Annotated in this window: 25 protein-coding genes; 5 read left to right on the top strand and 20 right to left on the bottom strand. The window is 44.4% G+C overall.

Annotation, left to right across the window (positions count from 1 at the left end):
- The gene (locus KZ793_RS05275; RefSeq protein WP_225814110.1) at window positions 1-2,088 is read left to right on the top strand and encodes a DNA methyltransferase; all 2,088 of its coding nucleotides are present in this window, start codon (window positions 1-3) and stop codon (window positions 2,086-2,088) included.
- Between the two features lie 188 nt (window positions 2,089-2,276).
- On the opposite strand, the gene KZ793_RS05280 is transcribed toward KZ793_RS05275, so the two are convergent.
- The 16 genes from KZ793_RS05280 to fliF form a co-directional block, all read right to left on the bottom strand.
- Window positions 2,277-2,627: a type II toxin-antitoxin system RelE/ParE family toxin gene (locus KZ793_RS05280; protein ID WP_225814112.1), complete on the bottom strand. Its 351-nt coding sequence runs from the start codon at window positions 2,625-2,627 to the stop codon at window positions 2,277-2,279.
- Entirely contained in the window at window positions 2,627-2,911 is a 285-nt protein-coding gene (locus KZ793_RS05285; protein WP_225814114.1) for a CopG family ribbon-helix-helix protein, read from the bottom strand. The genes KZ793_RS05280 and KZ793_RS05285 overlap by 1 nt, the downstream gene beginning before the upstream one ends.
- A 458-nt stretch (window positions 2,912-3,369) precedes the next feature.
- Window positions 3,370-3,777 carry a cytidine deaminase gene (locus KZ793_RS05290; protein WP_225814116.1) on the bottom strand — a complete coding sequence of 136 codons (408 nt, stop codon included), beginning with the start codon at window positions 3,775-3,777 and terminating at the stop codon, window positions 3,370-3,372.
- 192 nt (window positions 3,778-3,969) lie between these two features.
- On the bottom strand, window positions 3,970-4,752 hold the full coding sequence (gene fliR / locus KZ793_RS05295) for a flagellar biosynthetic protein FliR (RefSeq protein ID WP_225814118.1): 783 nt from the start codon (window positions 4,750-4,752) through the stop codon (window positions 3,970-3,972).
- Between the two features lie 2 nt (window positions 4,753-4,754).
- On the bottom strand, window positions 4,755-5,024 hold the full coding sequence (fliQ, locus tag KZ793_RS05300) for a flagellar biosynthesis protein FliQ (protein ID WP_021324077.1): 270 nt from the start codon (window positions 5,022-5,024) through the stop codon (window positions 4,755-4,757).
- A gap of 20 nt (window positions 5,025-5,044) precedes the next feature.
- The gene (gene fliP / locus KZ793_RS05305) at window positions 5,045-5,779 is read right to left on the bottom strand and encodes a flagellar type III secretion system pore protein FliP (RefSeq protein WP_225814339.1); all 735 of its coding nucleotides are present in this window, start codon (window positions 5,777-5,779) and stop codon (window positions 5,045-5,047) included.
- A gap of 31 nt (window positions 5,780-5,810) precedes the next feature.
- A complete protein-coding gene (gene fliO, locus KZ793_RS05310) occupies window positions 5,811-6,263 on the bottom strand; it encodes a flagellar biosynthetic protein FliO (protein WP_225814119.1) in 453 nt (150 codons plus the stop codon).
- Window position 6,264: 1 nt separating this feature from the next.
- Window positions 6,265-6,684, bottom strand: coding sequence for a flagellar motor switch protein FliN (gene fliN / locus KZ793_RS05315; protein ID WP_021324075.1), 420 nt, complete (start codon window positions 6,682-6,684; stop codon window positions 6,265-6,267).
- The gene (fliM, locus tag KZ793_RS05320; protein WP_225814120.1) at window positions 6,677-7,681 is read right to left on the bottom strand and encodes a flagellar motor switch protein FliM; all 1,005 of its coding nucleotides are present in this window, start codon (window positions 7,679-7,681) and stop codon (window positions 6,677-6,679) included. The genes fliN and fliM overlap by 8 nt, the downstream gene beginning before the upstream one ends.
- Before the next feature lie 5 nt (window positions 7,682-7,686).
- Window positions 7,687-8,163, bottom strand: coding sequence for a flagellar basal body-associated protein FliL (gene fliL, locus KZ793_RS05325; RefSeq protein ID WP_225814340.1), 477 nt, complete (start codon window positions 8,161-8,163; stop codon window positions 7,687-7,689).
- Window positions 8,164-8,356: 193 nt separating this feature from the next.
- Window positions 8,357-9,661 carry a flagellar hook-length control protein FliK gene (locus KZ793_RS05330; RefSeq protein WP_225814121.1) on the bottom strand — a complete coding sequence of 435 codons (1,305 nt, stop codon included), beginning with the start codon at window positions 9,659-9,661 and terminating at the stop codon, window positions 8,357-8,359.
- Window positions 9,661-10,104 carry a flagellar export protein FliJ gene (fliJ, locus tag KZ793_RS05335; protein WP_225814122.1) on the bottom strand — a complete coding sequence of 148 codons (444 nt, stop codon included), beginning with the start codon at window positions 10,102-10,104 and terminating at the stop codon, window positions 9,661-9,663. Before fliJ ends, KZ793_RS05330 begins: the two co-directional genes overlap by 1 nt.
- A gap of 42 nt (window positions 10,105-10,146) precedes the next feature.
- Window positions 10,147-11,511, bottom strand: coding sequence for a flagellar protein export ATPase FliI (gene fliI / locus KZ793_RS05340; protein WP_225814123.1), 1,365 nt, complete (start codon window positions 11,509-11,511; stop codon window positions 10,147-10,149).
- Complete coding sequence (gene fliH, locus KZ793_RS05345; RefSeq protein WP_225814124.1) at window positions 11,511-12,215, bottom strand: flagellar assembly protein FliH; 705 nt, start codon at window positions 12,213-12,215, stop codon at window positions 11,511-11,513. The genes fliI and fliH overlap by 1 nt, the downstream gene beginning before the upstream one ends.
- Window positions 12,208-13,200, bottom strand: coding sequence for a flagellar motor switch protein FliG (gene fliG / locus KZ793_RS05350; protein ID WP_118984318.1), 993 nt, complete (start codon window positions 13,198-13,200; stop codon window positions 12,208-12,210). The genes fliH and fliG overlap by 8 nt, the downstream gene beginning before the upstream one ends.
- Window positions 13,197-14,900 carry a flagellar basal-body MS-ring/collar protein FliF gene (gene fliF, locus KZ793_RS05355; RefSeq protein ID WP_225814125.1) on the bottom strand — a complete coding sequence of 568 codons (1,704 nt, stop codon included), beginning with the start codon at window positions 14,898-14,900 and terminating at the stop codon, window positions 13,197-13,199. The genes fliG and fliF overlap by 4 nt, the downstream gene beginning before the upstream one ends.
- Before the next feature lie 284 nt (window positions 14,901-15,184).
- Between fliF and fliE the strand changes: the two genes are divergently transcribed.
- On the top strand, window positions 15,185-15,496 hold the full coding sequence (gene fliE, locus KZ793_RS05360; protein WP_225814126.1) for a flagellar hook-basal body complex protein FliE: 312 nt from the start codon (window positions 15,185-15,187) through the stop codon (window positions 15,494-15,496).
- Between the two features lie 511 nt (window positions 15,497-16,007).
- Here the strand turns inward: fliE and fliT are convergent.
- From fliT to fliD, 3 genes are read right to left on the bottom strand one after another with little or no spacing between them, the layout of a single operon-like run.
- Window positions 16,008-16,382 (bottom strand): flagella biosynthesis regulatory protein FliT, encoded by a 375-nt coding sequence (fliT, locus tag KZ793_RS05365; protein ID WP_225814128.1) that lies wholly within the window; start codon window positions 16,380-16,382, stop codon window positions 16,008-16,010.
- Window positions 16,382-16,792, bottom strand: a complete 411-nt coding sequence (gene fliS / locus KZ793_RS05370) for a flagellar export chaperone FliS (protein ID WP_118984314.1) — start codon at window positions 16,790-16,792, stop codon at window positions 16,382-16,384. The genes fliT and fliS overlap by 1 nt, the downstream gene beginning before the upstream one ends.
- A gap of 12 nt (window positions 16,793-16,804) precedes the next feature.
- Complete coding sequence (gene fliD / locus KZ793_RS05375; protein ID WP_225814131.1) at window positions 16,805-18,238, bottom strand: flagellar filament capping protein FliD; 1,434 nt, start codon at window positions 18,236-18,238, stop codon at window positions 16,805-16,807.
- Window positions 18,239-18,512: 274 nt separating this feature from the next.
- On the opposite strand from fliD, the gene KZ793_RS05380 reads away from it, so the two are divergent.
- From KZ793_RS05380 to fliZ, 3 genes are all read left to right on the top strand, one after another.
- Window positions 18,513-19,586, top strand: coding sequence for a FliC/FljB family flagellin (locus KZ793_RS05380; protein ID WP_225814133.1), 1,074 nt, complete (start codon window positions 18,513-18,515; stop codon window positions 19,584-19,586).
- A 247-nt stretch (window positions 19,587-19,833) separates the two neighbouring features.
- Window positions 19,834-20,556, top strand: a complete 723-nt coding sequence (locus tag KZ793_RS05385) for an RNA polymerase sigma factor FliA (protein WP_036775524.1) — start codon at window positions 19,834-19,836, stop codon at window positions 20,554-20,556.
- Between the two features lie 51 nt (window positions 20,557-20,607).
- Window positions 20,608-21,120: a flagella biosynthesis regulatory protein FliZ gene (fliZ, locus tag KZ793_RS05390; protein ID WP_011146218.1), complete on the top strand. Its 513-nt coding sequence runs from the start codon at window positions 20,608-20,610 to the stop codon at window positions 21,118-21,120.
- An 80-nt stretch (window positions 21,121-21,200) separates the two neighbouring features.
- Here fliZ and putA read toward each other — a convergent pair whose 3' ends face one another.
- Window positions 21,201-25,181: a trifunctional transcriptional regulator/proline dehydrogenase/L-glutamate gamma-semialdehyde dehydrogenase gene (putA, locus tag KZ793_RS05395; RefSeq protein ID WP_225814135.1), complete on the bottom strand. Its 3,981-nt coding sequence runs from the start codon at window positions 25,179-25,181 to the stop codon at window positions 21,201-21,203.
- Window positions 25,182-25,350: the final 169 nt, after the last annotated feature.

A 25,350-nucleotide genomic window follows, 5' to 3' on the forward strand; every position in this document is an offset into this window, starting at 1 on the left:
ATGAAGTATATAATTGAAAATAATTTCCCTTTCGAGCAGATTGATCCAATTGCGGAAATCGAAAGTTACAGAAAGGAAATTAACCGTCCCATTTACCACATTCATAAATGGTGGGCGAAGCGTTTAGGAAGCGTATTCCGTTCTATTGTTTCTGGTGCTCTTACTGAAGGTCAATGGAAGGATTTTTATGAATACCAAAAACATACCGGAAAGGTTGTGCTTGATCCTTTTATGGGTTCAGGAACTACATTGGGGGAAGCGGCAAAGCTTGGAGCAAGTATTATAGGATGTGATGTTAACCCAGTTAGTACATTCTTAGTCACACAAGCAATGGCTAGCGTGAATATAAATGAACTGAAAAAAGAATTTAAATCCATTGAACGGGATGTAAAAGAGGAAATTCTTTCCTACTATACAACAATGGTTCCCGGCGCTTCAAAATCCACGCCAGCACTTTACTATTTTTGGGTGAAGGTTGTTGCCACGCCAGGGGGTGAAGAAATCCCGTTGTTTTCAAGTTATGTATTCAGTAAAAATGCCTACGCTAGCAAGAAACCAGATTCGCAAATATGGTGCCCATCATGCGAATCTATTATTGTGGAGAAATACAATAGTACTGACATTAAATGTCCTTGCTGCTCATATAACTTTAATCCCCAAAATGGACCTGCCAAGGGGACAAAAGTTGTTGACAGTAGAGGTAATGAATACAAAATCAAGGAATTGGTATCTAGCAAAGAGCATCCACCAAAGCATAAACTGTATGCCATTATGGCGCTTAACGAAGCCGGTGAAAAGGTCTATATCAAACCGACCCAATATGACTACGACCTTTTTAATGAAACGCGTGAACGTCTTTCCCTGATCAAAGGCGATCTTCCATTACCCACTATGAAAGTTAGACCCGGATATAACACGAACCAAGCACGTGGATATAACTATAATAATTGGCGTGACTTCTTTAATGAACGTCAATTGTTATGCCTTGGATTATTGCTTCAGCGGATATTGAAGATTAAAGACAAGGTGATTCGAGATCATTTTGTTTGCTTGTTCAGCGGAACACTTGAATTTAATAATTTGTTTTGCAGTTTTAAGGGGGAAGGTACTGGTGCTGTTCGCCATATGTTTTCGAATCATATTTTGAAACCAGAGAGAACACCATTAGAAAATAGTGTATGGGGAACACCGGGAAAAAGCAGCGGTACATTTTCGACATTATTTGAAAGTCGTTTGATTAAGGCGAAAACCTATCTTGATGAACCATTTGAAGTATTTATTGAAAACAATGGGGTAAAATGTTTTTCAAAGAAAGTTGTTTGTAGTGATCCGATAAGGGTAAATGTTACTCAATCATGGGAAACGTTCAAAAACGCTTCTCAAGGTGCTTTGATTTTGAATGCGGACAGTTCTTCACTTCCCATCCCTGATTCATCGGTTGATGCAGTAGTTACTGATCCACCGTATTTTGATTTTGTTCACTATAGTGAATTGAGTGATTTTTTCTATGCTTGGCTTTCTAATGCTCTTAGTGGTGAATACGAATACTTAAATAGGAAAGATTCATCACATGAAAACGAAGTTCAAGATAGGGATAATGAAAGTTTCACAAGGAAAATTTGCAGTATTTTTAAGGAATGCAACCGAGTGCTTAAAGAAGATGGTCTCTTGTGTTTCAGTTATCATCATTCGACGATAGACGGCTGGATGGCAATATACGATTCTGTCACTAAAGCCGGTTTTGATATTGTAGCTGCTCACCCGGTAAAAGCTGAAATGTCTGTTGCCAGCCCTAAAAGCGCTGCAAAAGAGCCTATCAATCTTGATGCAATCTTGGTTTGTAAAAAGGAAGTTAATCCGCCAAAAATTGAGAACCCACAGGACGAAATCTTTTCCCGGTTCAGTGATTATGTTGAACGATTCGATGTTGTTGAAAGAAATCTAAGTTCAGGGGATTGCTTTGTAATTGCTTGTTCCCAGGCAATTATGGTTGCTTCATGCCTTCGAATGGATAGAGAATCGGCTATTGATCTGGTTAAGTGGTCTGTTGAAACATGTGTTCAGCGTAAAAAGATATCGCTTAAATAACCAGACCAATGGACGGATGTTGATAATTTTTTGTTTAATCAATACGATTATTATCAATAGATTCTGATCGACATATTAAAAGTATAAGAAATAACAGGTACTGTGCACAAAAATATGAGTGACGGTACCAATATTGACGATATTAGAGCTTTTCTCCATTAACGGCTGACCAGTGATAAGGTTGCAGTTCACGTATGGTTTAAACTATTGTTGAATACCAGTTGATCATTTGGGTATTTTTTCGCTTTTAGATCATATGGAAGAACTGGTGTTGAGAACGGTTGATTTTGTAGTACACGGAGAATTCTTACTATTCTATCTGCAATGTCGTAGATTAGTGTGTAATTTTTGTGAACCACTAACTCACGAGTGCCGTTAACTCTGCCTGGCCGCCCAGAATCGGGGTGATTAGTCAGATAACTGGCTTTCTCTGAAAAAAGTTCATCAAGAGCTAATGCTGCTAAAGGGTTGTTTGCCTCAACGTAGTTATATATTTCCTCACGGTCTTGAATGGCTTCTGGCGTCCAAAATAATTGCATTACTTGGCCTCAAAACGGCGGAGTGTGGCTTTGCGGCGGGCTAAAAATTTAGCCTCGACTTGGTCGGCTGGCACTAGATTACCAGCATCGGCAGAAGCTTGGCCTATTTCTATTTGCCTGCGGAACCAGGCATCATGGGCGCTCGTTTCTTGTTGCTGACGCACGAAATCCCGCATGAAGTCACGTAGTAGTTGTGCACCTTTGCGATCGAGTGATTTTGCTGCTGCGGTAAAGTCATTTTTCAGGGCATCATCGACCCTAAAGGTAAAAGTAGTTTCGCTCATAGCTAATGATTCCATCATAATGTGTTACAAAGTAAGTATAGTGTAGTACTTAAGTGGGTAGAATACTACCAGAAGGATGGTAAAATATAATATTTAGATAAAATTAAATCCGAAATAGTGTCACCTATTTGTAAAAAAATTATTATTGTCTCTTATTTATTCTCGTAAATAATATTGTGAATTGTTTATTTAAAATATCTTTAATAAGTAAAATAATATATTGACAAGCCTTAATTAAATTAATAAATGAATATGATAGTCATTGTTTTTTATTCTGGCTTGTTAAAGCTTCAAATTAGTGTACCTTGATGATTAAATTATTGTTATATTATTTTAATGTCTTGGTGGTAATGTTTTGTTAAAATATAATTTCATTTAATATAACCAAGTATTAACCACAATGAATAGTTAATACTTGGCAATAAAATAAATAACCAAATTAAAATAAATCACATATATTAGAGTTTCTCTCCATTAACGGCTGACCAGTGATAAGGTTGCAGTTCACGTATGGCTTTAAACAACAGTTCATTTTTATCATTAGTCACCGCGGCTTTTACTGAGCCGCCCCAATGAACCAGACGTTCCTGACATATTCCACAGGGTGTTAAAATGATATATTCACAGCCGGCATCTTCACGGTAGAGACATAAAGAGTGTGTTACCGCTTCATTCAATTTATGGGCTTCTAAATAAGCGCCAACTTCCATACAAAGGTATAATGCGTCAATTTTGGTATCAGGGGCAATGCTGGTTAAGATTTTGCCCGATTCTGTCCGTACTGAGGCAGCGCCGCCCCGTCCTTTAGGGTATCGTTTTTCAATTAAGTTAACTGCGGCATTATATAACTCTTGTTCTATATTCATTAATTTATTACTCCGTTCTAATTAGCTTATTTTTTCTGTGTTAATAATATCTTTGAAAATAAGCGGTTAGTTCATAATAAAATGCGCTTGTCTTTCACTTATCAACAGGATTTTCTAGTATAGAACAGTACGATTTATGTTGTGTAGAATACTTATAATTTTTTTAGATCAATTCCGGTTTAAAAAATGCCTTTAAATAACCATACCACTGATAATAATTGCCAGTCGGTTAAATAATTCACTAAACATACGCTCGGTAAATGGCGCTAACATCGGGATTAAAAGTGTGAGTACCAAGATACCGGTAGTCAGTGTTAACGGAAAACCGACCACAAAGATGGAAAGTTGTGGTGTCATCCGGTTTAAAATCCCCAATGATAAATTCAGTGTTAATAATAGCGTTATCAATGGTAGAGCCAGCATCATGCCGTTGATAAATATCATACTGGCGCTTTGTGCTAGCAGAAAAAATCCTTGAGCGCTGAGTTGCATTGGTTGTACCGGAAGAACCTGAAATGTATCCGCCAGAACCGATAATAGCCACAGGTGCCCGTCAAAGGCCAGAAATAACAGTAAGGTCAAGAGGTTAAAGATTCGTGCCAAAATAGGCATATTGGGGCCGCCGGAGGGATCAAAAAAGGTAGCGAATGAAAGCCCCATCTGTAAACCAATTACTTCACCGGCATGACGCACCGCAGCAAAGGCAATTTGCATCGTCAGGCCAAGTGATGCCCCAATTAGGATTTGTTGGAGCATCACCCAGAATGCTGTGACAGAGAAAATAGGCACTTGCGCAGGTTGCAGGTTTGGCATCAAGAGCAGCGTTATCATCACTGCCAGTCCGATTCTGACTTTTTTTGTTGCCTGTTTTTCGCTAAATAGTGGTGCAGTACTGAACAGCGCAAGCACCCGAACCAGCGGCCAGAAAAACTCACTGACAAACTGGATCAGCATTTCACTGTTAAAAGAGATCATAATCAGCCAATTATCACGGGTATGCTGCTGTAGAGTTCACGCATGTAGTCCAGAAATAGGTTTAGCATCCAAGGGCCGGCGATAACGGTAGTGACAAATACCGCCAGAATTTTAGGAATAAATGACAGCGTCATTTCGTTAACCTGTGTTGCAGCTTGCAACAAGCTCACAATTAAACCACATAATAAAGCCGATAAAAGCAGCGGCGCAGCGAGCGCCAGCGCGACTTTCATGGCTTCTGTTCCCAATGCCATTACTGATTCAGGAGTCATAATGTCTGTCTCTTTTCAGGTTAACCATAGAAACTTTGTGCCAGAGAACCTAGCAGTAATTGCCAGCCGTCAACTAGGACAAATAGCATGAGTTTGAAGGGCAGTGAGATAGTCGCGGGGGGTACCATCATCATCCCCAACGCCATCAATACGCTGGCGACCACCAGGTCAATAATCAAAAATGGGATAAACAGTGTAAAACCAATCTGAAAAGCGGTTTTCAATTCACTGGTGATAAATGCCGGCATTAATACTCGCATAGGAACGGAATCGGCGGTTTCAAATGGTGGTTGATCAGCAAGACGAGCAAACAGCGCTAAATCGTTTTCCCTTGTCTGACGCAACATAAATTGCCGTAGTGGCTTGGCACCATTTTCTAAAGCGGTTTCCAGACTAATTTTATCTTCACTGAAAGGCAGATAAGCATCTTGATAAACTTTATCGAAAACCGGTGACATAATGAAAAATGTCATAAATAGCGCCAGTCCAAGTAAAATTTGATTGGGTGGCGCTGATGGGGTGCCTAAAGCATTACGCAGTAAACCCAACACGATAATAATGCGGGTAAAACTGGTCATCATGAGCAAGGCCGCGGGAATAAAAGTCAGTGCGGTAATAAAAACTAACGTCTGAACCGGTAGTGACCAACTTTGCCCGCCGTTTGCCAGCGGTTGGCTGATTATCCCCGGCAACTGTGCCGCAACATTCATGGGTAAAGTAAGCGCGGCGAGTATCATCCCCAGACGGAATGACATGGCAAATTTATCCCTTGTCATAAAGAGAGAACTACTTTTTTTCATCACTTTTGCCTTGTCGCATCAGCGTATTTTTTAAGATCTGACCAAACAGTGCCGGTTTTATAGCTTGCTCTTCGGTGCTATCACGGTTGGATTCAGGTATTGGCATCTGATGTAATAAATTAATTTGCTGAGCAGTGACACCCAGTACCAGCCAGTTATCTTCAACTTCCACAATGACGACACGTTCACGTTGTCCCAAAGAACAACTGGCTTTGATACTTAATTGTTGCTGAGTTCTCCCTTTGCTGGAAAATAGCCCCATACGGCGAATTAACCAAGTGAGAGTGAAAATCAATAGCAACACTCCCGCCAGAGCACTGCTGACTTGCATCAGTGTCTGACCTGCGGGAAGGGGGGCAGAAGTGGCTACTTGAGCAACCGCTTGGGTTTGCGCGGCAGGCTCTGCCGCGCCATGATGCAGAGAGGGCTGGAAAGCCATATTAACGACTCAGGCGACGCATACGTTCAGAAGGGGTGATGATATCGGTGATACGGATACCGTATTTATCGGATACAACCACAACTTCACCCTGAGCAATCAGATATCCATTGATTAAAATATCCAACGGCTCCCCGGCGAGGCCATCAAGGGAAACCACTGAACCTTGAGATAATCTCAGTAGTTGTTTGATGGTCATTTTTGTCCGGCCCAATTCTACGGATAATTTGACCGGAATATCCAGGATTAGGTCGATATCCGATAAGTGAGCCAGTGCATCCTGAGGCTCCAGCGATTCAAATATTGCCGCGCTACTGTCAGAGGTTTGTTGTTGCGCTGCCTGTTGTTCCAGCGCTTCTGCCCACATATCTTCGGCAGATCCGGTTGAAGCGGTATCTGTGGGTTGCTTAGCATCACTCATTGGGCTGTTCCTCATCCAGAGCATTTAAAACAGGGTTAATAAGGTGTTCGACACGCAGGGCATATTGCCCGTTTAATGTTCCGTACTGACTGGTGAGCACGGGCACACCATCGACGTGAACGATCAGGCGTTCGGGTTTATCAATAGGTAAGATATCCCCCGGCTGGAGTTGCAGGATTTTTGACAGCCTCAGCGGGATATCAGCAAAGTTAGCGACTAATTCCAGTTCTGAATGCTGAACCTGTTTTACCAGGCTTTCTCGCCACAGGCTATCTTCTTGCCGGACATTTTCCAACGGTGGATTGGTCAGACGTTCCCGTAGGGGTTCGATCATGGCAAACGGAATACAGATATTAAATTCACCACTCAACGCACCAATTTCCACTTGAAATGGCGTTGTCACCACAATATCGTTCGGTGATGTCGTAATGTTGGTAAATTTTACCTGCATTTCAGAGCGGATATATTCCACTTCAATTTTGAAAATGGCACTCCAGGCATCACGATAGGAATCCAGCGCCATACGTAACATTCGATTAATCACTCGTTGTTCAGTATGGGTGAATTCACGACCTTCCACTTTGGTCGGGAAACGTCCGTCACCACCAAACAGGTTATCTACCGCGATGTAAACCAGGCTTGGTGCGAATGCAAACAGCGCTGTTCCTCTCAACGGTTTCAGATGAACCAAGTTAAGGTTGGTCGGTACTGCCAGGTTACGGGCGAATTCATGATAAGGCTGAATTTTTATTGCACCGACTGTAATGTCAGGACTACGGCGGAGCATATTAAACAACCCCATCCTGAAATGACGAGCAAAGCGTTCATTAATAATTTCCAGTGCTTGCAGACGTTCCCGAATAACACGGCGTTGGGTATTGGGATCGTAAGGGCGAATCTCATTTTCCCTGGACGCGGTATTTTCTGCGTCGTCACTGGCACTGTCGCCATTGAGCAGAGCATCAATCTCTGCCTGTGAAAGAATATTGTCACTCATGGTGATTATCGCAGAATAAACGTGGTAAACAGCACATCGGTGATGACCTGATCCGGTTCACCGGGTACCAAGGTTGGGCGCAGTGTTTGCTTGATGTCGTCCATCAGACGCAATTTGCCGTTGTCATGCGCCAGATCGGCTGATTTTTGGCGTGATAGCAACAACAACATACGGCTACGAACTTCCGGCAGATACTCGTGGAAGCGCTGACGAGTTTTTTCATCGGCTAAACGTAGAGTCACACCAATGTAGAGCACTCGGTCAAAGTGATCTTCATTGTCGATCAGGTTGACGGTAAAAGGCTCCAGAGTCATAAAGACCGGGACTTCTATGGTTTTGGATGCCACAGAGTTACTCTCTTTTGCCTGTTTAAGTGCCCACCAACTGTATCCCCCGATGGCGGCCCCGATAACGGCAATCAGTACTAACAGTATCATCCCAAATGGATTTTTGCGTTTACGCTCGTAGCTATAGTCAGACATGGACAGACAAATTCCTGTTTTTGTTGCGGATAAGTGTCCACGCGCTCCGTGGCGGACTGGCTTATCCATCAATATCGATAATCATTATCCCGCGTATTTCCGCCGGCAATAGCTGGAACAAACGGGGAAAAAACTACTAACTCGTTCGTTTGTTGTGAGCCTTGTTTATAGTACGTATCAATACCTTCCATCATCAGGCGAAAATATCCACACCGCCCCGAACCGATGCCAGTTGATGAGGTGTTAAATGTACTGTGGATTCAGTAGTGGAATGGTTTTCCGAGGCGGTATCCGCATGGTGACTTGCGGTGCCGCCCGAATGTTGTGAACCAGAACGTTGTTCTTGTTGCCACGAATTGGCGTTGTCACTGCTGACACTGCTTTGGGTCAGTTGAATGCCACTTTCTGCCAAGGCATGGCGAAGTCCCGGTAATGCCGCTTCCAGTGCGGCCCGGACATGGCTGTGAGCCGATGCCAGATGCAATTGCGCTTGATTATCTTCAACAGACATACGGATTTGCAATGCGCCTAGCTCTTGTGGATGCAGGCGTAGTTCTGCCTGTTGCAGGCCATTGCGGTTAAATAAAATGATTTGTTGATTTAATTGTTGTTGCCACTCTTCACTACCCAACTGGGCATTCAGTAAGGGGGTAGAAGCACTGGATAACTGAAACTGGGCTGTCTGGTTATGCCCGGCAGAAAGCAGAGGAGAGGTTGCTACAGAGGAGATTTGCCCGGTTTGTTGATTTTCAGTGACTGCTGGCGCGGGCTGGCTTTCAGCTTGAGCAGGGGTTTGAATTAATGCTGATTCACGTGGATGGGGTTGAGTTACAGTTTCATGCTGGAGAGTTGTGGCAGCAATTTTGGGTTTTACCGAAGAATTTTGCCCAAGTCCGTTTTCAGGTTTGGTTTTAAAAAGAACTTCTGTTTTTTCTTCTGTTTGTTCTTTTTGTTCTGGTTGTTCTGCAATCGTGGTTAGCGGATTTTCCTTAGTCGATAATCCTGTAACGACTAATTCTTTAGCACTAATTTGACGGTTTTTATCATTATGCTTAATGAGTCCGTCAGGTTGGAGGCTACTTTTCTGGTTTTCTGGTTTGATGGCTAACCCGGATAATTGTATAGGTAAACTTGCCGCCAGCTCTTCTGCTGACATGAGTTTCTCATCAACAGAAACCGGTTGTTTGTTTGCATCTGCTTTTACATCAAGGGGAACCTGCGAGGAGGTAATCGGCTCCGTTGGCATTCCATTTGAGATAGGTAATTCATTTGGGATAGACAATAGTGGCGATAAACCGATGTCTGTTTCATCCGCGGTCTCTTTTCCTTCTTTGGATGACACTTTTCCCGGTTTGACCATACCTTTCTGTGTCAGCTCGGTTTCCAGATTAAGAAACTGAGCAAAGACAGAAGATTGATCGGCGTTAGTGAGAGAATCACCGCGCGTTTGCTGATTTTCTGCCGGTTTCAGGTCAGCAGGCAAAAGAGTGACATTCATTATCCATTTCTCCGTTGTGCACTACGTTGGGCATACTCATCCATCTGTTTTTGCTCCGTTCTGTTCTGTTGTAATCTTCGGTTGTTATCTGCCCGCTGTTGTAAAGTATCAAAGGCATTGAGACGTTGTTGCTTTTCTTTCCACTGTGATAAAGCGGTCTCAAGCCGCTGTTGCCATTGATTGAGCTGTAATTTGTGCTGTTCAATCGCTTTTTCCAGCGTTTTCATGAATTGCTGGTAGTTTTGCCAGGTCGTACACGGCATACCGTCACTGAGCGTGTCGTTCAGGCGCATCCGGTACTCATCCTGATAGCCCACCAGCGTTGCGAGTTGTTGCTCCATTTGCTGATGGTTCTGACGAACTTGTGCCAGGTGGGTGGCGGCTTTTTCCACTGCATTTTGTGCAAGGTCACGCAAGGTCATGAGAGGTGATTGTTGCTGCATCTTATTCCTCGCTTTAATGGCAACACACAGAAAATCGTTACGTTACGTAGGTAACAACTGTTGTAATTGAATGCAGGCAGCTTCATATTCACTACGTTCTTCAATATCTTGCTGTAGAAATTGTGCCATGTAGGGATAAAGCTCAATGGCTTTGTCCAATAGCGGATCACTGCCTGCCGCATAAGCACCGACGTTAATCAGATCACGGTTACGCTGATAGCTTGCGAGTAGTTGTTTGAACTGCTGTACCCGTCGGTAGTGCTGCTTATCAATGAGTGCCGTCATCGCGCGGCTGATAGAAGCTTCAATATCAATTGCCGGGTAGTGACCTGATTCCGCAAGTGAGCGAGAAAGGACAATGTGACCATCCAGAATCGCTCGGGCCGCATCGGCTATCGGGTCTTGCTGATCATCACCTTCGGTCAGTACGGTGTAGAATGCGGTAATGGAACCACCGCCATTCACTCCATTGCCTGCACGTTCCACGAGCGCCGGAAGTTTAGCAAAAACCGAAGGAGGGTAGCCTTTGGTTGCCGGAGGTTCACCAATAGCTAGGGCAATTTCACGTTGCGCCATACTGTAGCGGGTCAATGAATCCATGATCAGTAATACATGTTGACCCCGGTCACGAAAATCTTCGGCAATCCGGGTCGCGTAGGATGCACCTTGCATGCGTAACAGGGGTGAAATATCGGCGGGTGCGGCGACAACTACTGAGCGGGCTAAACCGGCGGCGCCAAGGATGTTTTCAATAAAGTCTTTAACTTCGCGGCCACGTTCACCGATCAAGCCAACGACAATCACATCAGCCTGTGTATAACGTGCCATCATGCCAAGCAGAACACTTTTACCCACCCCGGAACCGGCAAACAACCCCATACGTTGCCCACGGCCTACGGTCAGTAGGGCATTAATCGCTCGTACACCGACATCCAGTACATCACTGATTGGTGTACGTTGCAGAGGGTTGATTGGCGGTGTGGTGAGTGGGGCACGATAGCCGGTATCTGGCGAAGGAAACCCATCCAGTGGACGACCGGCGCCATCCAAAACCCGTCCTAACAGTTCCGGGCCAAGGGGTAACTGGCGTCCACTGCCACAATCTTCACTGTACGGGCGTGCGTATACACGGGCGCCGGGTACAATTCCTTCCAGATCTTCAAGTGGCATGAGGAGCAGTTTTTCGCCATTAAAACCGACAACTTCACTTTCAACTTCTTCAATATTGCTGCCATTTTGTCGTTCAATCAGGCAGGTTGCCCCCAGAGGCAGATGTAAACCCGTTGCCTCCATAACCAGCCCGGTCGCTCTGGTCAGACGTCCATAACGACGCACTGGCGAAGTTTTCGCTAATTTCTGCTCAAAAGCATCCAGTGTCGCCAGCCAGCGTCCGAGTCTTGCTGTCATTACAATTCTCCCGGTGCGGCCAGCCGGCATAACTCATGCCAGCGGGTTGCCAGACTGGCATCCAAATCGCCTTCATCCGCACTGATTTTGCAACCACCAGGATGTAGTTTGTTATCTGCCAATAAGCGCCAGCCGTGTAATGAGAGCGTATTGCCTAATTGTTGTTCAATCATTGGCATATCTCGTGGATGAACCCGCAATTGAGGTTTACCACTCAACATCGGTTCCTGTTGAATAAATTCACGGATCTGATTGAGCAGGGCAGTGCCATCACAAATCGCGGGCTGACCTAGGATCTGTTTTGCTGCGGTCAGTGACAGTTGCATCAAGCGGGATGCAATGATCGTGTCAAGCCCTTCCAATGAGTGTTGGAAATCGGCTAGCAGATTTTGCCACTGCTCTGTGATAGGTTTCTGTTGCTGAATGGCATCTTTTAGCCCCTGTTCCAGACCGGCCTCTAAGCCGGCTTGGTAACCTTTTTCATAACCTTGTGCTTGGCCCTCGGTAAATCCTTGTTCATGGCCTGCCTGGCGAGCCTGCTCTTTCAGGTTATCCAGCATTGCCGCCTGTTCAAGGATTTCATTGCGCTCAGAGTCTTTCTGTGAGTCATCAACGGGCTCCGGTTTGGCCCGTAGTTTTTCCCACTGTGTCAGTTCGTTTGGTTTCCAGGGTTGCCAGTCAGCATTGTTTAACTTATCAGACATAGCTATCGTCGCCACCATTCAGGATAATCTCACCGCTTTCCGCCAGACGACGAACAATAAGCAGAATCGCTTTCTGTTCGCTTTCCACTTGCGACATCCGCACCGGACCACGGTTTGCCAGGTCATCGCGCATAATCTCTGCGGCACGCTGAGACATGTTGTTGAGGAAATGATCGCGCAGTTGCTGGTTACAGCCTTTCAGTGCAATGAGCAGGGAGTCAGTTGTGATTTCCTGCAACAGGCGCTGGATACCGCGGTCATCCACATCGATAAGGTTTTCGAACAGGAACATTTCATCGATGATTTTTTGTGCCAGTTCGTTATCGTAGGCACGCATGGCTTCGATAACATTCTCTTCTTGCTGACTTTTCATCAGGTTGATAATTTCAGCTGCGGTACGAACGCCACCCATTTTGCTACGCTTGAGATTTTGACCGTCTAACAGGTTATTGAGCACTTCTGTGAGTTCAGCCAGTGCAGCCGGCTGTACACCACCGAAAGTCGCGATACGTAGCATGATGTCGTTGCGTAATTTATCATCAAACAGCGCAAGGATATCGGCTGCTTGTCCGCGATTTAAGTGAACCAGAATGGTGGCGATAATCTGTGGATGTTCTTCACGGATCATATCGGCTGCCATTTGAGGTTCCATAAAGTTGAGGGTCTCCATACCGGTAGTGGTTTCACGGGATTCGAGAATATCCTCAAGCAGACTGGAAGCGCGTTCTTCACCCAGCGCTTTAATCAACACCGAACGCAGATAGTCACTTGCATTGATACTCAGTGCCGCATATTGGCCGGCATCCTCTTCAAACTCGGCTAAGACATCGACCAGTTGCTGGTTGGAAACCTGGCGCATACCCGCCATGGTGATACTGAGTTGTTGGACTTCCCTGGAGTTCAGGTGCTTAAACACCTCGGCCGCCTGATCTTCTCCCAGGGTCATTAACATGACGGCGCTTTTTTCTGTTCCGTTCAGGCTCATTGTTCGTTACTCATCCATTGACGGATCACCAGCGCTACTACGCGAGGATCTTTTTCTGCCAGTTCGCGGATACGTTGGCTTTGAATTTCAGCACTGACCCGTTGACGTGTCAGTCTCTGGCGGGTTTTTTCATCCATTTCCGCACTCGATTCAGTCACTTGTTTTTTCTGCACTTTCCGTGCTTCAAGGGCGGCTTTTTCTGCGGCACGTTTTTTGGCGAGTTGAGGAACCACCATTTTGCGCCACAGAAGCCATGCCACCAGTATCAACAGAAGGTAGCGACCAAAATCAAAGGCTTTTTCCAGCAGAACCGGATTCTGCCATACAGGAATCACTTCGATATTTTCTTTGCTTTCAGTAAATGGTGTATTAACCACATTCAAACTGTCGCCACGCTCTTTGGAAAAGCCCATTGCTTCTCTGGTCAGCGCTTCTATTTTCGCCAATTGTTCCGGTGTTAGCGCCTGAGTTTCCGGGCCATTTTTGCCTGCTATCGTGGCATAATTGACGACAACGGCGACAGATAAGCGTTCAACACCGCCAGCTTGCTGTTGCACATGGCGAATAGTCCGGTCCACTTCATAGTTTGTGGTTTCGTCACGGCGGTTATTGCGATTACTGTTGACCATGCGCTCGTGACTACTACCAGCGGATGATGCTTTCTTATCGCTCTTGTCGTTTTTATTGTTCTCTTTGGTGTTGGGTTTATCAATCGGTGCACTCGGTGGAGGGCTTGGTTGATTGGAAAGCGCACCGGGAATACCGCCAACCTGAGGGCCGCCACTTTGTTCGCTTTCACTTAACTGTTTTGAGCGAACCGCCGCCTGATTTGGTGGCTGATTAGGTTTATATTCTTCCGCTGTCTCTTCGCGGCGTGAAAAATCCACCTGAGCTGTCACTTGTGCGTGAACGTTACCACGACCGACAACCGGAGTCAGAATCGCTTCAATACGATGCTGGAAACGGTTTTCTACTTCTTGAATGTATTTCAGTTGACTGGTGTTTAGGTCGCGTCCGGTGGCGTCGGCTTGGGTCAACAGACGTCCGGTCTGATCAACGATAGTGACATTGCCCGGTGGTAAGCCAGCGACACTGCTGGAAACCATATGGACAATGGCATTTATCTGGCCTTCATCCAGGGTACGGCCTTGCAGTAATCCCACAGTAACGGAAGCTGAGGGCGATTTCTGTTCACGAACAAACAGCGAGGGTTTGGGGAGTGCAAGGTGAACACGGGCATTTTGCACCGGCCCCAAAGATTCAATGGTGCGTGACAGTTCACCTTCCAATGCCCTTTGGTAGTTAACTTGTTCACTAAATTGGCTGATCCCAAACTTTTCTTTATCGAGTAGTTCGAATCCAGCAGCTCCACCTTTAGGTAGCCCTTGTTGTGCCAATCTTAGCCGTGTCTCATGCACCTGTTCGGCAGGGATCATGATAGCCGCACCATTTTCGGCAAAACGGTAAGGGATATTTAATTGGGTTAGTTGTGTGACAATATCGCCACCATCTTTATCGCTCAGATTACTGTAAAGCACCCGATAATCGGGGCTGCGTAACCACAGGAAAAGGGCAATGACAATCGCAATGGCTGCGCTGCCGGCAACTAATAATGGCACTTTAGGATCAGCTTTTATCTGATTAATGATAGCACTGAAACCTTTAGTTTGATTTTCAACGTCAGTTGTTGCGGCACTCATAGACGATCCTTGCCTTGCTGTTCAACATGAATACTAAAAGCGTGGCGTAACAAAACAGACTCCCCATACGCAAGCGAAAAAATTCTTCCTATTTTCATTCTTGTCATTATTCGCTGTTCACTCATCTTTTAATGGCACAATAAGCCCTGACTTTTTACTTTAATTACCCGCTTTAGATTGAGGGGGCTATGTTAGGGTGGCAATCTAAAAATATGCTGTATAAATCTCAGGTTAATATGGCATTGAATTGCGTAGGGTATAGGGTGGTTTAACACGAGGTTTTTATGTCAATTCAGGCAATTGAAGGTGTGCTGCAACAGATGCAGGCTCAGGCGCTACAGGCAGCAAGTATCGCAAAACCAATACCGTTGCAGGGGGGATTTGCCAGTCAACTAACGGCAGCCATTGGTAAAATTAATCAGACACGTTTGAATGCTACAAAACAAACTCAGGATTTTACCCTAGGTGTACCCGGTGTTGAATTGAATGATGTTATGGTGAATATGCAAAAATCCAGTATCGCTTTGCAAATGGGTGTCCAGGTAAGAAATAAGCTGGTGGCTTCTTATCAAGAGATTATGAATATGCAGGTGTAGGTATTAAGTTATTGATGTCTATTGTCATAAACCTTTTGTATTTCCTGTTTTGGGATAGCCACCCGGATTTGCAGGTGGCTTTTGATTTTATGGATGTGCAACTATCGGTTTTATTTCTGGTTTGTCGTGCTGAGAAGCAATCCATAGCTCATACTGAGATTGCATTTCTGCCCATGTTGTTATTCTATAAACCAATAACAATATGATATATAACAGCTTATTGATACCCATTAGTCACGATGGGGAATATGAGGATGAAGGACAATCCTGATTTGTAAATCGGGATACTACAAGGTTTTAAAGACGCTTATCTTCATTTTTGTCAGAAATGTAAAGTACCTTTCATTGGCGTATAAGATATTAAGAATGAAAAGCAGAACACTATTTTATTAATAAATTTTTATTATCTATTTATTAAGATTAAAATTAAAATCAAAATCAATAAATTCTAAACCAAGCTTACAAAACGAGTAAATAATGGTGATGAAGATACATCACCTTTATTTCTCAATTACTTTTGTTCCGTAGAATTCATAAGAGTATGATAAGGTTCAACAGGAAATTGGCCGTAGCTATCATTTAATAATTGCTGTCGGCCTGCTTGTTTGATGAGTTTACTTAACTCATCAAGTCTTTTCTGTAGTAGTTTTTTAATCTCATTTTCATTATCTAAAATTATCTGCAAGATGTTGGTCATTTTTTGCTGTAACGAAAGAGAAGTTGTCGATGATATTGAAGAGTGGCTGATCACTTCTACTGCCTTGAGGTAGGTGATTTCCATATCAACAAGTTCATCCCATTTTTCATTTTTGGCTAAATTAAGCATTTGCTCACTTAAACTTAGGATCCGTTGGTAAGCTGACAAAAGATCCATTTCATTATCCATTAAACAATATCCTGACTGCCGTTGTAATGAGGGCCAATTTGCCGCCAAGCGTCTGAAATCTCGGTGAGTAACTTGATTACTTCGGTAATGGCTGATTCATCATTACGTAAATTAGCGTGGAGTAAACGTTGGGTCATATAGTCGTAAAGGGAAGCGAGATTGTGTGCCAGCTCTCCACCTTTTTCGTTATCTAACCCCTGTTTGAGGCCATTATCAATGATATTGATCGCTTTGGAAATAGCTGCACCTTTTTCTGCGATATTACCTTGTTCCATCAGAATAATTGCTCGACGTAGGGCGCTAAGCGCCCCGTTGAACAAAATCTGAATCAACTGATAGGGGGAGGCATTCATAATTTCGCTCTCCACATCTATCTGGGCATATAATTGACTTGCCGAACGTTGATACATAATTTCCTTTAATTATCTCATCTGCTGTAATAGGAAGTTACCGGTCTGTGTCAAGGAAGTGACCATTTTATCCAGTTGTGAAAATTGGCGTTTATAACGTTCAACCGTTTGGTTAATACTGTCTTTCGTCCTGTCCACTTGTCTCTCAAGGGTTTTTAGGCGCTTGTTAATACCATTGGTGGCGGTAACTAAGGTACCTTCATGGCTATCCAGAGCATCTTTTAATAGCTTATGGGTCTGAGTGGCAAAACCTGTTTCTTTACCGTTACCCATAAAGAATGCTTTCACATTAGCCGGTTTTTCTTTTAGATTCTTTTCTAGTTTTTCGTTATTAATTTCTAGTTTACCGTCAAGCTTTTGTTTAATGCCCAGTTTATTTAGGGTTGGAATATCATTCGCCGCTTGAGAGCTGAAAATCTGGCTTTTTAGTTGATTCTGTATTCCACGTAATGTACTGTCACCCAATAAAGCACCATTATCTTTCGAGGGTTCTTCACCCTGTTTTACTGGCTTGTATTTGGTCAGCGAATCAAATGTCGTTTGCAACTCATTGTAAGCATCAACCCAGTTTTTAATTGCCTCTTTCATCGGCTCGATATCACGGGATACGACCAACATTTCTGGCTTATGTTCCCCAGGTTTATCCTTATCTTCGGTCGTTTTTTTCAGATCCAGTTTAACGCCTTCGGGTGCATCGGTAATATGGTTTGTCTGACGCTCAATTTCGATATTGTTAACTTTCAAGATTGCATTTTTTGCTTCAATTCTTTGAATTAACCCACCTGTGCCTTTATTGCCATCTGTGCCTGGAGTGTAGTCCAGAAACTTACCAAGTTTATCGTCACCTTCAACCTTGATTGTCATTTTTGATTCAGTGCCAGCTTTTTTAGCCGTCAGCACTAAATAATTTTCGCCATCTTTTGCCTTAATAATACTGGCGTTGACATTACCTTCCTGTTTATTAATCGCATCACGGATCTCAATGATGGATGTTTGGTTGTATGTCAGCTCGATTTTCATCGGCTTTTTTTCGCCAGGCTGAGTAATGGTGATTGTCCGGGTTTTACCTTCACCCAAATCTTCCCCTATAGGGTTTGTGATATTACTGACTTTTTCTGCCTGTAATGATTGTGCCTGCGCTAATTGCTTAACTTCAATACTGTAGTTACCTGGGCTGGCTTTAGAATCAGTACTAGCAACGAATGCATCATGTTTTTCGCTGGCAGTGGTGGTGTTAAGTTTATCGAACTTTTTCAGTGATTCAGACGCGGTTTCCAGTTTTTCTAAACTGCCCTTTAATGTACCAAAAGCGGTTAGCTTACCTTTATAACTGGTTTGTTGCTCTGTCAGCGGTACTAAACGTTTTTGTTCTGCTGCCTGAAGTTTATCCAATATAGAGCCCAGATCCATCCCCGACCCGGCGCCTAATGAAGAAATGCTAGCCATTTATTGACTCCTTTATTAGTAAAGCTTTATTGAACCGGTTATCGGTAAGTTTTTAGAAAAGTTTACTAATAAAAATAATTTTTCTATGGTAAGAATAGTCGTGAAGAACCGACGCTGTTTGGCTTATCAGGGCAATGTGATAAAAAAGAAAAAGTTTTTTCAAGAAAAATTAAAGGTTCTTTGAGGGGCGCCGATAAAACTGTTGGCGGTGATGAACACCGTGGGCAAAACCCAAACTTATATATCGACTTGATTTTAAAAAGGAACTCTAATTATGGCACAAGTCATCAACACCAACAGCCTGTCCCTGCTGACTCAGAATAACTTGAATAAATCCCAGGGTGCTTTGGGTAACGCTATCGAGCGTCTGTCTTCTGGTCTGCGTATCAATAGCGCGAAGGATGACGCGGCTGGTCAAGCGATCGCTAACCGTTTCACTTCAAATGTTAGAGGTTTGACTCAGGCAGCACGTAACGCTAACGACGGTATCTCTATTGCACAGACTACCGAAGGTGCTCTGAACGAAATTAACACCAACTTACAACGTATTCGTGAACTGACTGTTCAGGCGCAAAACGAAAGCAACTCTAGTAGTGATATTAACTCTATTAAGGACGAAGTTACTCAGCGTTTACAAGAAATTGATCGTATTTCTAAGCAGACTCAATTTAATGGTGTCCGTGTTTTAAGTGAAAAGAACGAAATGACCATTCAGGTTGGTGCTAACGATAACGAAGTTATCAAAATTAATCTGGAAAAAATTAACAGCGAAACTCTGAAACTGGATAAATTTGATGTTAGCTCATTAGGTGGCGTACGTGTTGGTACTGACGTGGGGTCTGTTACAGGCGGAGCTGATGGTAAAACTGATACTAAGGTAAATTCGCCAACTATTGCTGATGTTACTGATATCAAAGTTAAGGCATCTAACGATAAAGATGGTAAAGCAATTGCTGGCGAATATGTTGTAACGGGTAAAAATAAAGGTGGTGAAGAGGTATTTTATAAAGCCACTATTGATACTAAAACTGGTAACGTTACAGTAGGTGACAAAACATCCAAATCTGACGGTGATGCTAAACCATTAAAATCTTTAGACGATGCTCTTGCACAAGTTGACAGCCTGCGCAGTTCTCTGGGTGCTATCCAGAACCGCCTGGAATCTACCGTTAACAACCTGAACAACACGGTTAACAACCTGAGCGCTGCTCGTAGCCGTATTGAAGATGCTGACTACGCAACTGAAGTATCTAATATGAGCCGTGGTCAAATTCTGCAACAGGCAGGTACTGCGGTTCTGGCTCAGGCTAACCAAGTTCCTAATAACGTAATGTCTCTGCTGCGTTAATTGCTCAGCTTAGGGCAATATGTGAACCTAATTCACATAAAAATCCAAATAAATCAAGGATCGGTTCGCCGGTCCTTCTTTTTTAGGAGTTTATCGGGAACAGCCTAAAATTTGTGATACTATTAGGCGGACAATAAATTTCGCATAGGTGAAAAAGAAGCGTTTTTACTACATTGTTCAAACGATTGCCCTTGTTAGGGGATTGGATAATGAGGGTTAGTCTCTTTTTCCAAAGGTGTCTGTTGTTGTGAGCGATTTGTATACCGCCGAAGGCGTGATGGACAAAAACAGCCTCTGGAAGCGCTACGTACCATTAGTTCGCCATGAAGCGTTAAGGCTACAAGTTAGGTTACCCGCGTGTGTGGAGCTGGATGATCTACTTCAGGCCGGGGGAATCGGCTTACTAAATGCGGTGGAACGCTTTGATTCCTTACAGGGAACCGCGTTTACCACTTATGCGGTACAACGCATCAGAGGTGCAATGTTGGATGAGTTAAGGAGCCGCGATTGGGCTCCGCGTAGCGTGCGCCGTAATGCGCGCGAAGTGACGCAAATCATCCGTAAACTTGAGCAAGACTTAGGCCGTCCAGCCAGTGAGCAGGAAGTTGCTAAAGAATTAAAGATTGATCTGGTAGAATATCGGCAGATACTGTTAGATACGAATAACAGTCAGTTGTTTTCGTATGACGAATGGCATGAAATTCATGGTGAAAGCTGTGAACCTGTCATTGAAGAGGGGCATGAAACCAATCCCTTACAACAATTGCTGGAGAGTGACGTTCGTCAGCGGGTAATTGAGGCAATCGATTCGTTACCTGAACGAGAAAAAATGGTTCTGACGCTGTATTATCAGGAAGAACTTAATCTGAAAGAGATTGGCGCAGTACTTGAAGTCGGGGAGTCCCGTATAAGTCAGCTACACAGCCAGGCGATTAAACGCTTGCGGGCACGCTTAAATCCGGAAAAGTAACTTTTTGCTTATTTGTTTTTTGTTTAAGACTACACACAGGGCTTATCTCTTATGTCTGTTACAACACAAAAGAAACGGCCGCTCAGCCGTTACATTAAAGACTACAAACATAGTCAAACTCATTGCTTGCATTGTCACAAAGCTCTTGACCGTATCTCTTTGGTTTTTAATGGCCAAGTGATCAACAAAGAGTCCATCTCCGAGATGACGGAGTTGATTGATGACAAGACTTGGGATGAGCTGCAAGATAAATTTGTCGCGTTATGCCGTTTTTGCAGTGAGATTTATTGCAATAGCGAGACAGATTATTTTGACATCATGTCGTTCAAACAATACCTGTTTGAACAGACTGAAATGAGTCATAGTACTGTTCGTGAGTATGTGGTGCGTTTACGACGTTTGGATGAATTGCTCACTTCAAGCAATTACCCTGTAAAAGAGTTCACAACAGAGAAAATTCAGGAAAAACTGAGTGAGAAGCTGTCACAGTCGGCATTCAGTAACTACAACATTGCTTTGCGCAAGTATGAACAGTATTTGAGCTGGCAGCAGGGCGGTCACTAAGCTGGAAGTATAAACAGCAAAGAGATGATTAATTTGGGGGGAACACATTTTTGATGTGTTCCCCTTAGCTACAGACGAAATTAACCGATAGTCATCAGACTAGCATTACCCCCCGCTGCCGCCGTGTTAATGCTCAGTGAACGTTCATGTAGCAGACGTTCTAACAGCAGATTAGTTTCTCCACGGGCAAAACCTTGTACGGAAATGATAACGCCTTTACGTTGAGCGACTTGTTCGCAAACTTGACGCAGTTGATCAGAGTCGCCGTGGTAAATAACCGCTTCGAATGCCGTATCTTCACTTTGCCAGTCCTGAACCAAATGGATTGATTTACGGACGCTATCTGGCAATTGACGAAACAGTTGCTGATGTAATTCATCATTTTGCCATAGCAACTGACAGCCTACAGACAGTGTTGCTGCCAGTTGAATGAATGTATCTTGTTGATTATCTGCCAGACACAGTACCTGACCACGAGGTAACAGGGTGTAAGTATTGCGTTCGCCTGTTGGCCCCGGTAACAGGCGAGTGGTACCACCTTGTGCCAGCAATTTATATTGTTGAACTAACTGATTTAGTTCTTCGTTGTGCTGATTGGCAGTCCATTCTGTCAATGCATCAAAGGGTGCCATCAGTGCTGAACGGGCATTGGCATCCAATGGATATTCAGCATCCTGACGTTCCAATGTTTGGTTGATCGCATTTTGAGGACGGCAAGAGAGCAGACGATACAGATAGAGCGGGCCACCTGCTTTTGGTCCGGTACCGGACAAGCCTTCACCACCGAATGGTTGTACGCCAACAACAGCGCCTACCATGTTGCGGTTGACATACAGATTACCGACTTTCGCCTTAGCCGTAACTTGTGCAATCGTTTCATCAATACGGGTATGGACGCCCAGAGTCAGACCGTAGTTAGAGTTGTTAATCTGTTCCAGTAACTTATCCAGCTCGTTACGTTTAAAACGGACAACATGCAGAACCGGACCGAAAATCTCCTGTTTCAATTCATCAAAGCTTTCCAGTTCAATCAGTGTCGGTTTAACGAAAGTACCGTGATCCCACTCTTGATTGTCGACCACATTATCTTGTGCTGCCTGATAAATCGTGTGCCCTTTGGTACGCATTGCTTGAACATGGCGATCAATACCCGCTTTGGCTTCCGCATCAATGACTGGGCCGATATCGGTAGACAGGCGTTCAGGATTACCCATCCGGCATTCAGACATGGCGCCTTTCAACATAGTCATGGTGCGTTCTGCCACATCATCTTGAATGCAAAGGATACGCAAGGCAGAACAACGTTGACCTGCACTGTCAAAAGCAGAGGCGACCACATCCGTAATAACTTGTTCTGTCAGCGCGGAAGAGTCGACAATCATTGCATTCAGGCCACCGGTTTCGGCAATCAGAGGAGTTGGACGCCCTTGTGCATCAAGTCGTCCGGCAATGTTACGTTGTAACAGGCCGGCTACTTCAGTGGAGCCAGTAAACATTACACCTCGCACTCTCTCATCACCCACCAGAAGCGAACCAATGGTTTCACCTTGACCGGGTAATAATTGCAATGCATCGTGGGGAATACCTGCTTGATGCAGTATTTTGATCGCTGTTGCCGCAATTAATGGGGTCTGTTCCGCCGGTTTTGCTAATACACTGTTACCGGCGGCCAATGCAGCCGCTATCTGTCCGGTAAAAATAGCTAATGGGAAGTTCCACGGGCTGATACAGACAACCGGCCCCAGTGGGCGATGAGTATCATTAGCGAAATCATGGCGAACTTGTCCCGCATAGTAATGGAGGAAATCTACCGCTTCGCGTACCTCGGCAATCGCATTATTAAAGGTTTTGCCGGCTTCCCGAACCAAAATACCTAATAGCGGTTGCATCTGGTTTTCCATTAATTCCGCCGCACGAACCAGAATAGCAGCCCGTTCTGATGGTGGTGTTGCAAACCAAATTGCGCCAGCTTCTGTTGCGACATCCAGCGCATGACTGACTTCCTGCTCAGTTGCTTCACGAACATAGCCGACAATATCCGAAGGTGCCGCCGGGTTAATAACCGGTTTAGTGGCCGGTAACTCACCTTGATGGTGATAATTGCCGCCCAGTAGTGGCTCGCTATGCTGCTCTTCGGTAGCAGAACTTAGTAGCGCACTGGAAAGAGAAGCCAGACGATGTTCGTTGGCAAGATCCAAGCCGGCTGAGTTTGCGCGATCTTTGCCATACAGATTGTGAGGCAGAGGGATTTTAGGATGTGGAAGACCGATTTGGACGCCGGTTTCGGCCAGCTTTTGGATCTTTGTCACTGGATCGGCAACCAGTTCATCCAGTGGTAATGTGGTATCGGCGATACGGTTGACAAAAGAGGTGTTAGCGCCGTTCTCCAACAGACGACGGACTAAATAGGCCAACAACGTTTCGTGAGTGCCTACTGGCGCATAAATACGGCATGGGCGGTTTAACTTACCATCAGCAATTTTCCCGACCACTTGTTCATACAGAGGTTCTCCCATGCCATGCAGGCATTGGAACTCATATTGACCGGGGTAATAGTTTTGGCCCGCCATATGATAAACGGCAGCTAAAGTATGGGCGTTATGGGTAGCGAACTGAGGATAAATCAGATTAGGTACTGACAATAGTTTGCGGGCACAAGCCAGATAAGAAACGTCAGTATAAACTTTGCGGGTGTAAACTGGGTAACCTTCCAGCCCATCGATTTGAGCACGTTTAATTTCGCTATCCCAGTAAGCGCCTTTTACCAGTCGCACCATTAATCGACGGCGGCTGCGCTGTGCTAAGTCAATGACTGCATCGATAACAAAGGGGCAGCGTTTCTGATAAGCCTGAATCACGAAACCAATGCCATTCCAGCCAGCCAGTTGTGGTTCAAAACAGAGTTTTTCCAACAAATCGAGAGAAATTTCCAGACGATCTGCTTCTTCGGCATCAATATTGATACCAATATCGTATTGGCGTGCCTGTAATGTCAGGGAAAGCAGGCGTGGATATAGCTCATTCATGACGCGTTCATATTGAGCGCGGCTATAACGCGGGTGCAGAGCAGAGAGTTTAATGGAAATTCCAGGCCCTTCATAAATGCCGCGGCCGTTAGATGCTTTCCCGATAGCATGAATCGCTTGTTGGTAGGAAACCATATAATCCTGAGCATCCTCCTCAGTTAAAGCGGCTTCACCTAGCATGTCGTAGGAGTAACGGAACCCTTTTTCTTCCAGCTTACGTGCACTTGCCAGCGCTTGAGCGATGGTTTCTCCTGTCACAAACTGTTCACCCATCAGGCGCATTGCCATATCTACGCCTTTACGCACTAATGGTTCGCCACTCTTACTGATAATGCGATTCAGCGAAGTGGAGAGTTTGGCCTCGTTATGGGTAGAAACCAGTTTGCCGGTAAACAGCAAACCCCAGGTTGCCGCATTGACGAACATGGATGAACTTTGGCCCAGATGAGAATGCCAATTGCCGTTACTGATTTTGTCGCGGATCAGCGCGTCGCGAGTGGCTTTATCAGGGATACGGAGCAAGGCTTCCGCAAGACACATCAGAGCAACGCCTTCCTGAGATGAAAGTGAGAATTCCTGCAATAGCCCTTGAACCAGACCTGAACGACCAATGCCGTTTTTCTGGTTACGCAATTTTTCTGCAATGCTGTAAGCCAGCTTATGAGTTGCTTGAGCCTGATCTTCTGGCAATTGTGCCTGTTGTAACAGCATGGGAATGGCTTGTGTTTCTGGCAGGCGATAGGCAGCAGTAATTGCAGAACGTTTTACTGATTGCGGTAGGATATGTTCTGCGAAGTCGAGGAAAGGTTGATAAGAAGAGTTTGTTACCGTTTCTTCTGCGATTATTTTCTCTTCTTTAACATCTTGGTTAGCGGAGAGTTCAACTACCTGTTCATCATTTTCAAGACGTTCAAGATAATTAAAAATAGCTTGTTTAATCAGCCAATGTGGAGTGCGGTCAATCCGTTGTGCAGCAGCCTTAATGCGATCACGCGTTGCTTCGTCAAGCTTCACGCCCATTGTTGTACTACCCATCCTTGCTCCTTAATAGGTAAGGTTTATCTAAAATTGCATGATAATATCTGACATGTTGCAACTTTGTGCAACCTTATGAGAATCGCTTGTTTTGTTTTTGTGAAATTAATCTAGTTATTATAATTAGGTGGATATATTTATTTTTGTGATTTTATCTGGTTGATACACA

Source organism: Photorhabdus antumapuensis (assembly GCF_020387775.1).
GTDB classification, from domain to species: Bacteria; Pseudomonadota; Gammaproteobacteria; order Enterobacterales; family Enterobacteriaceae; genus Photorhabdus; species Photorhabdus antumapuensis.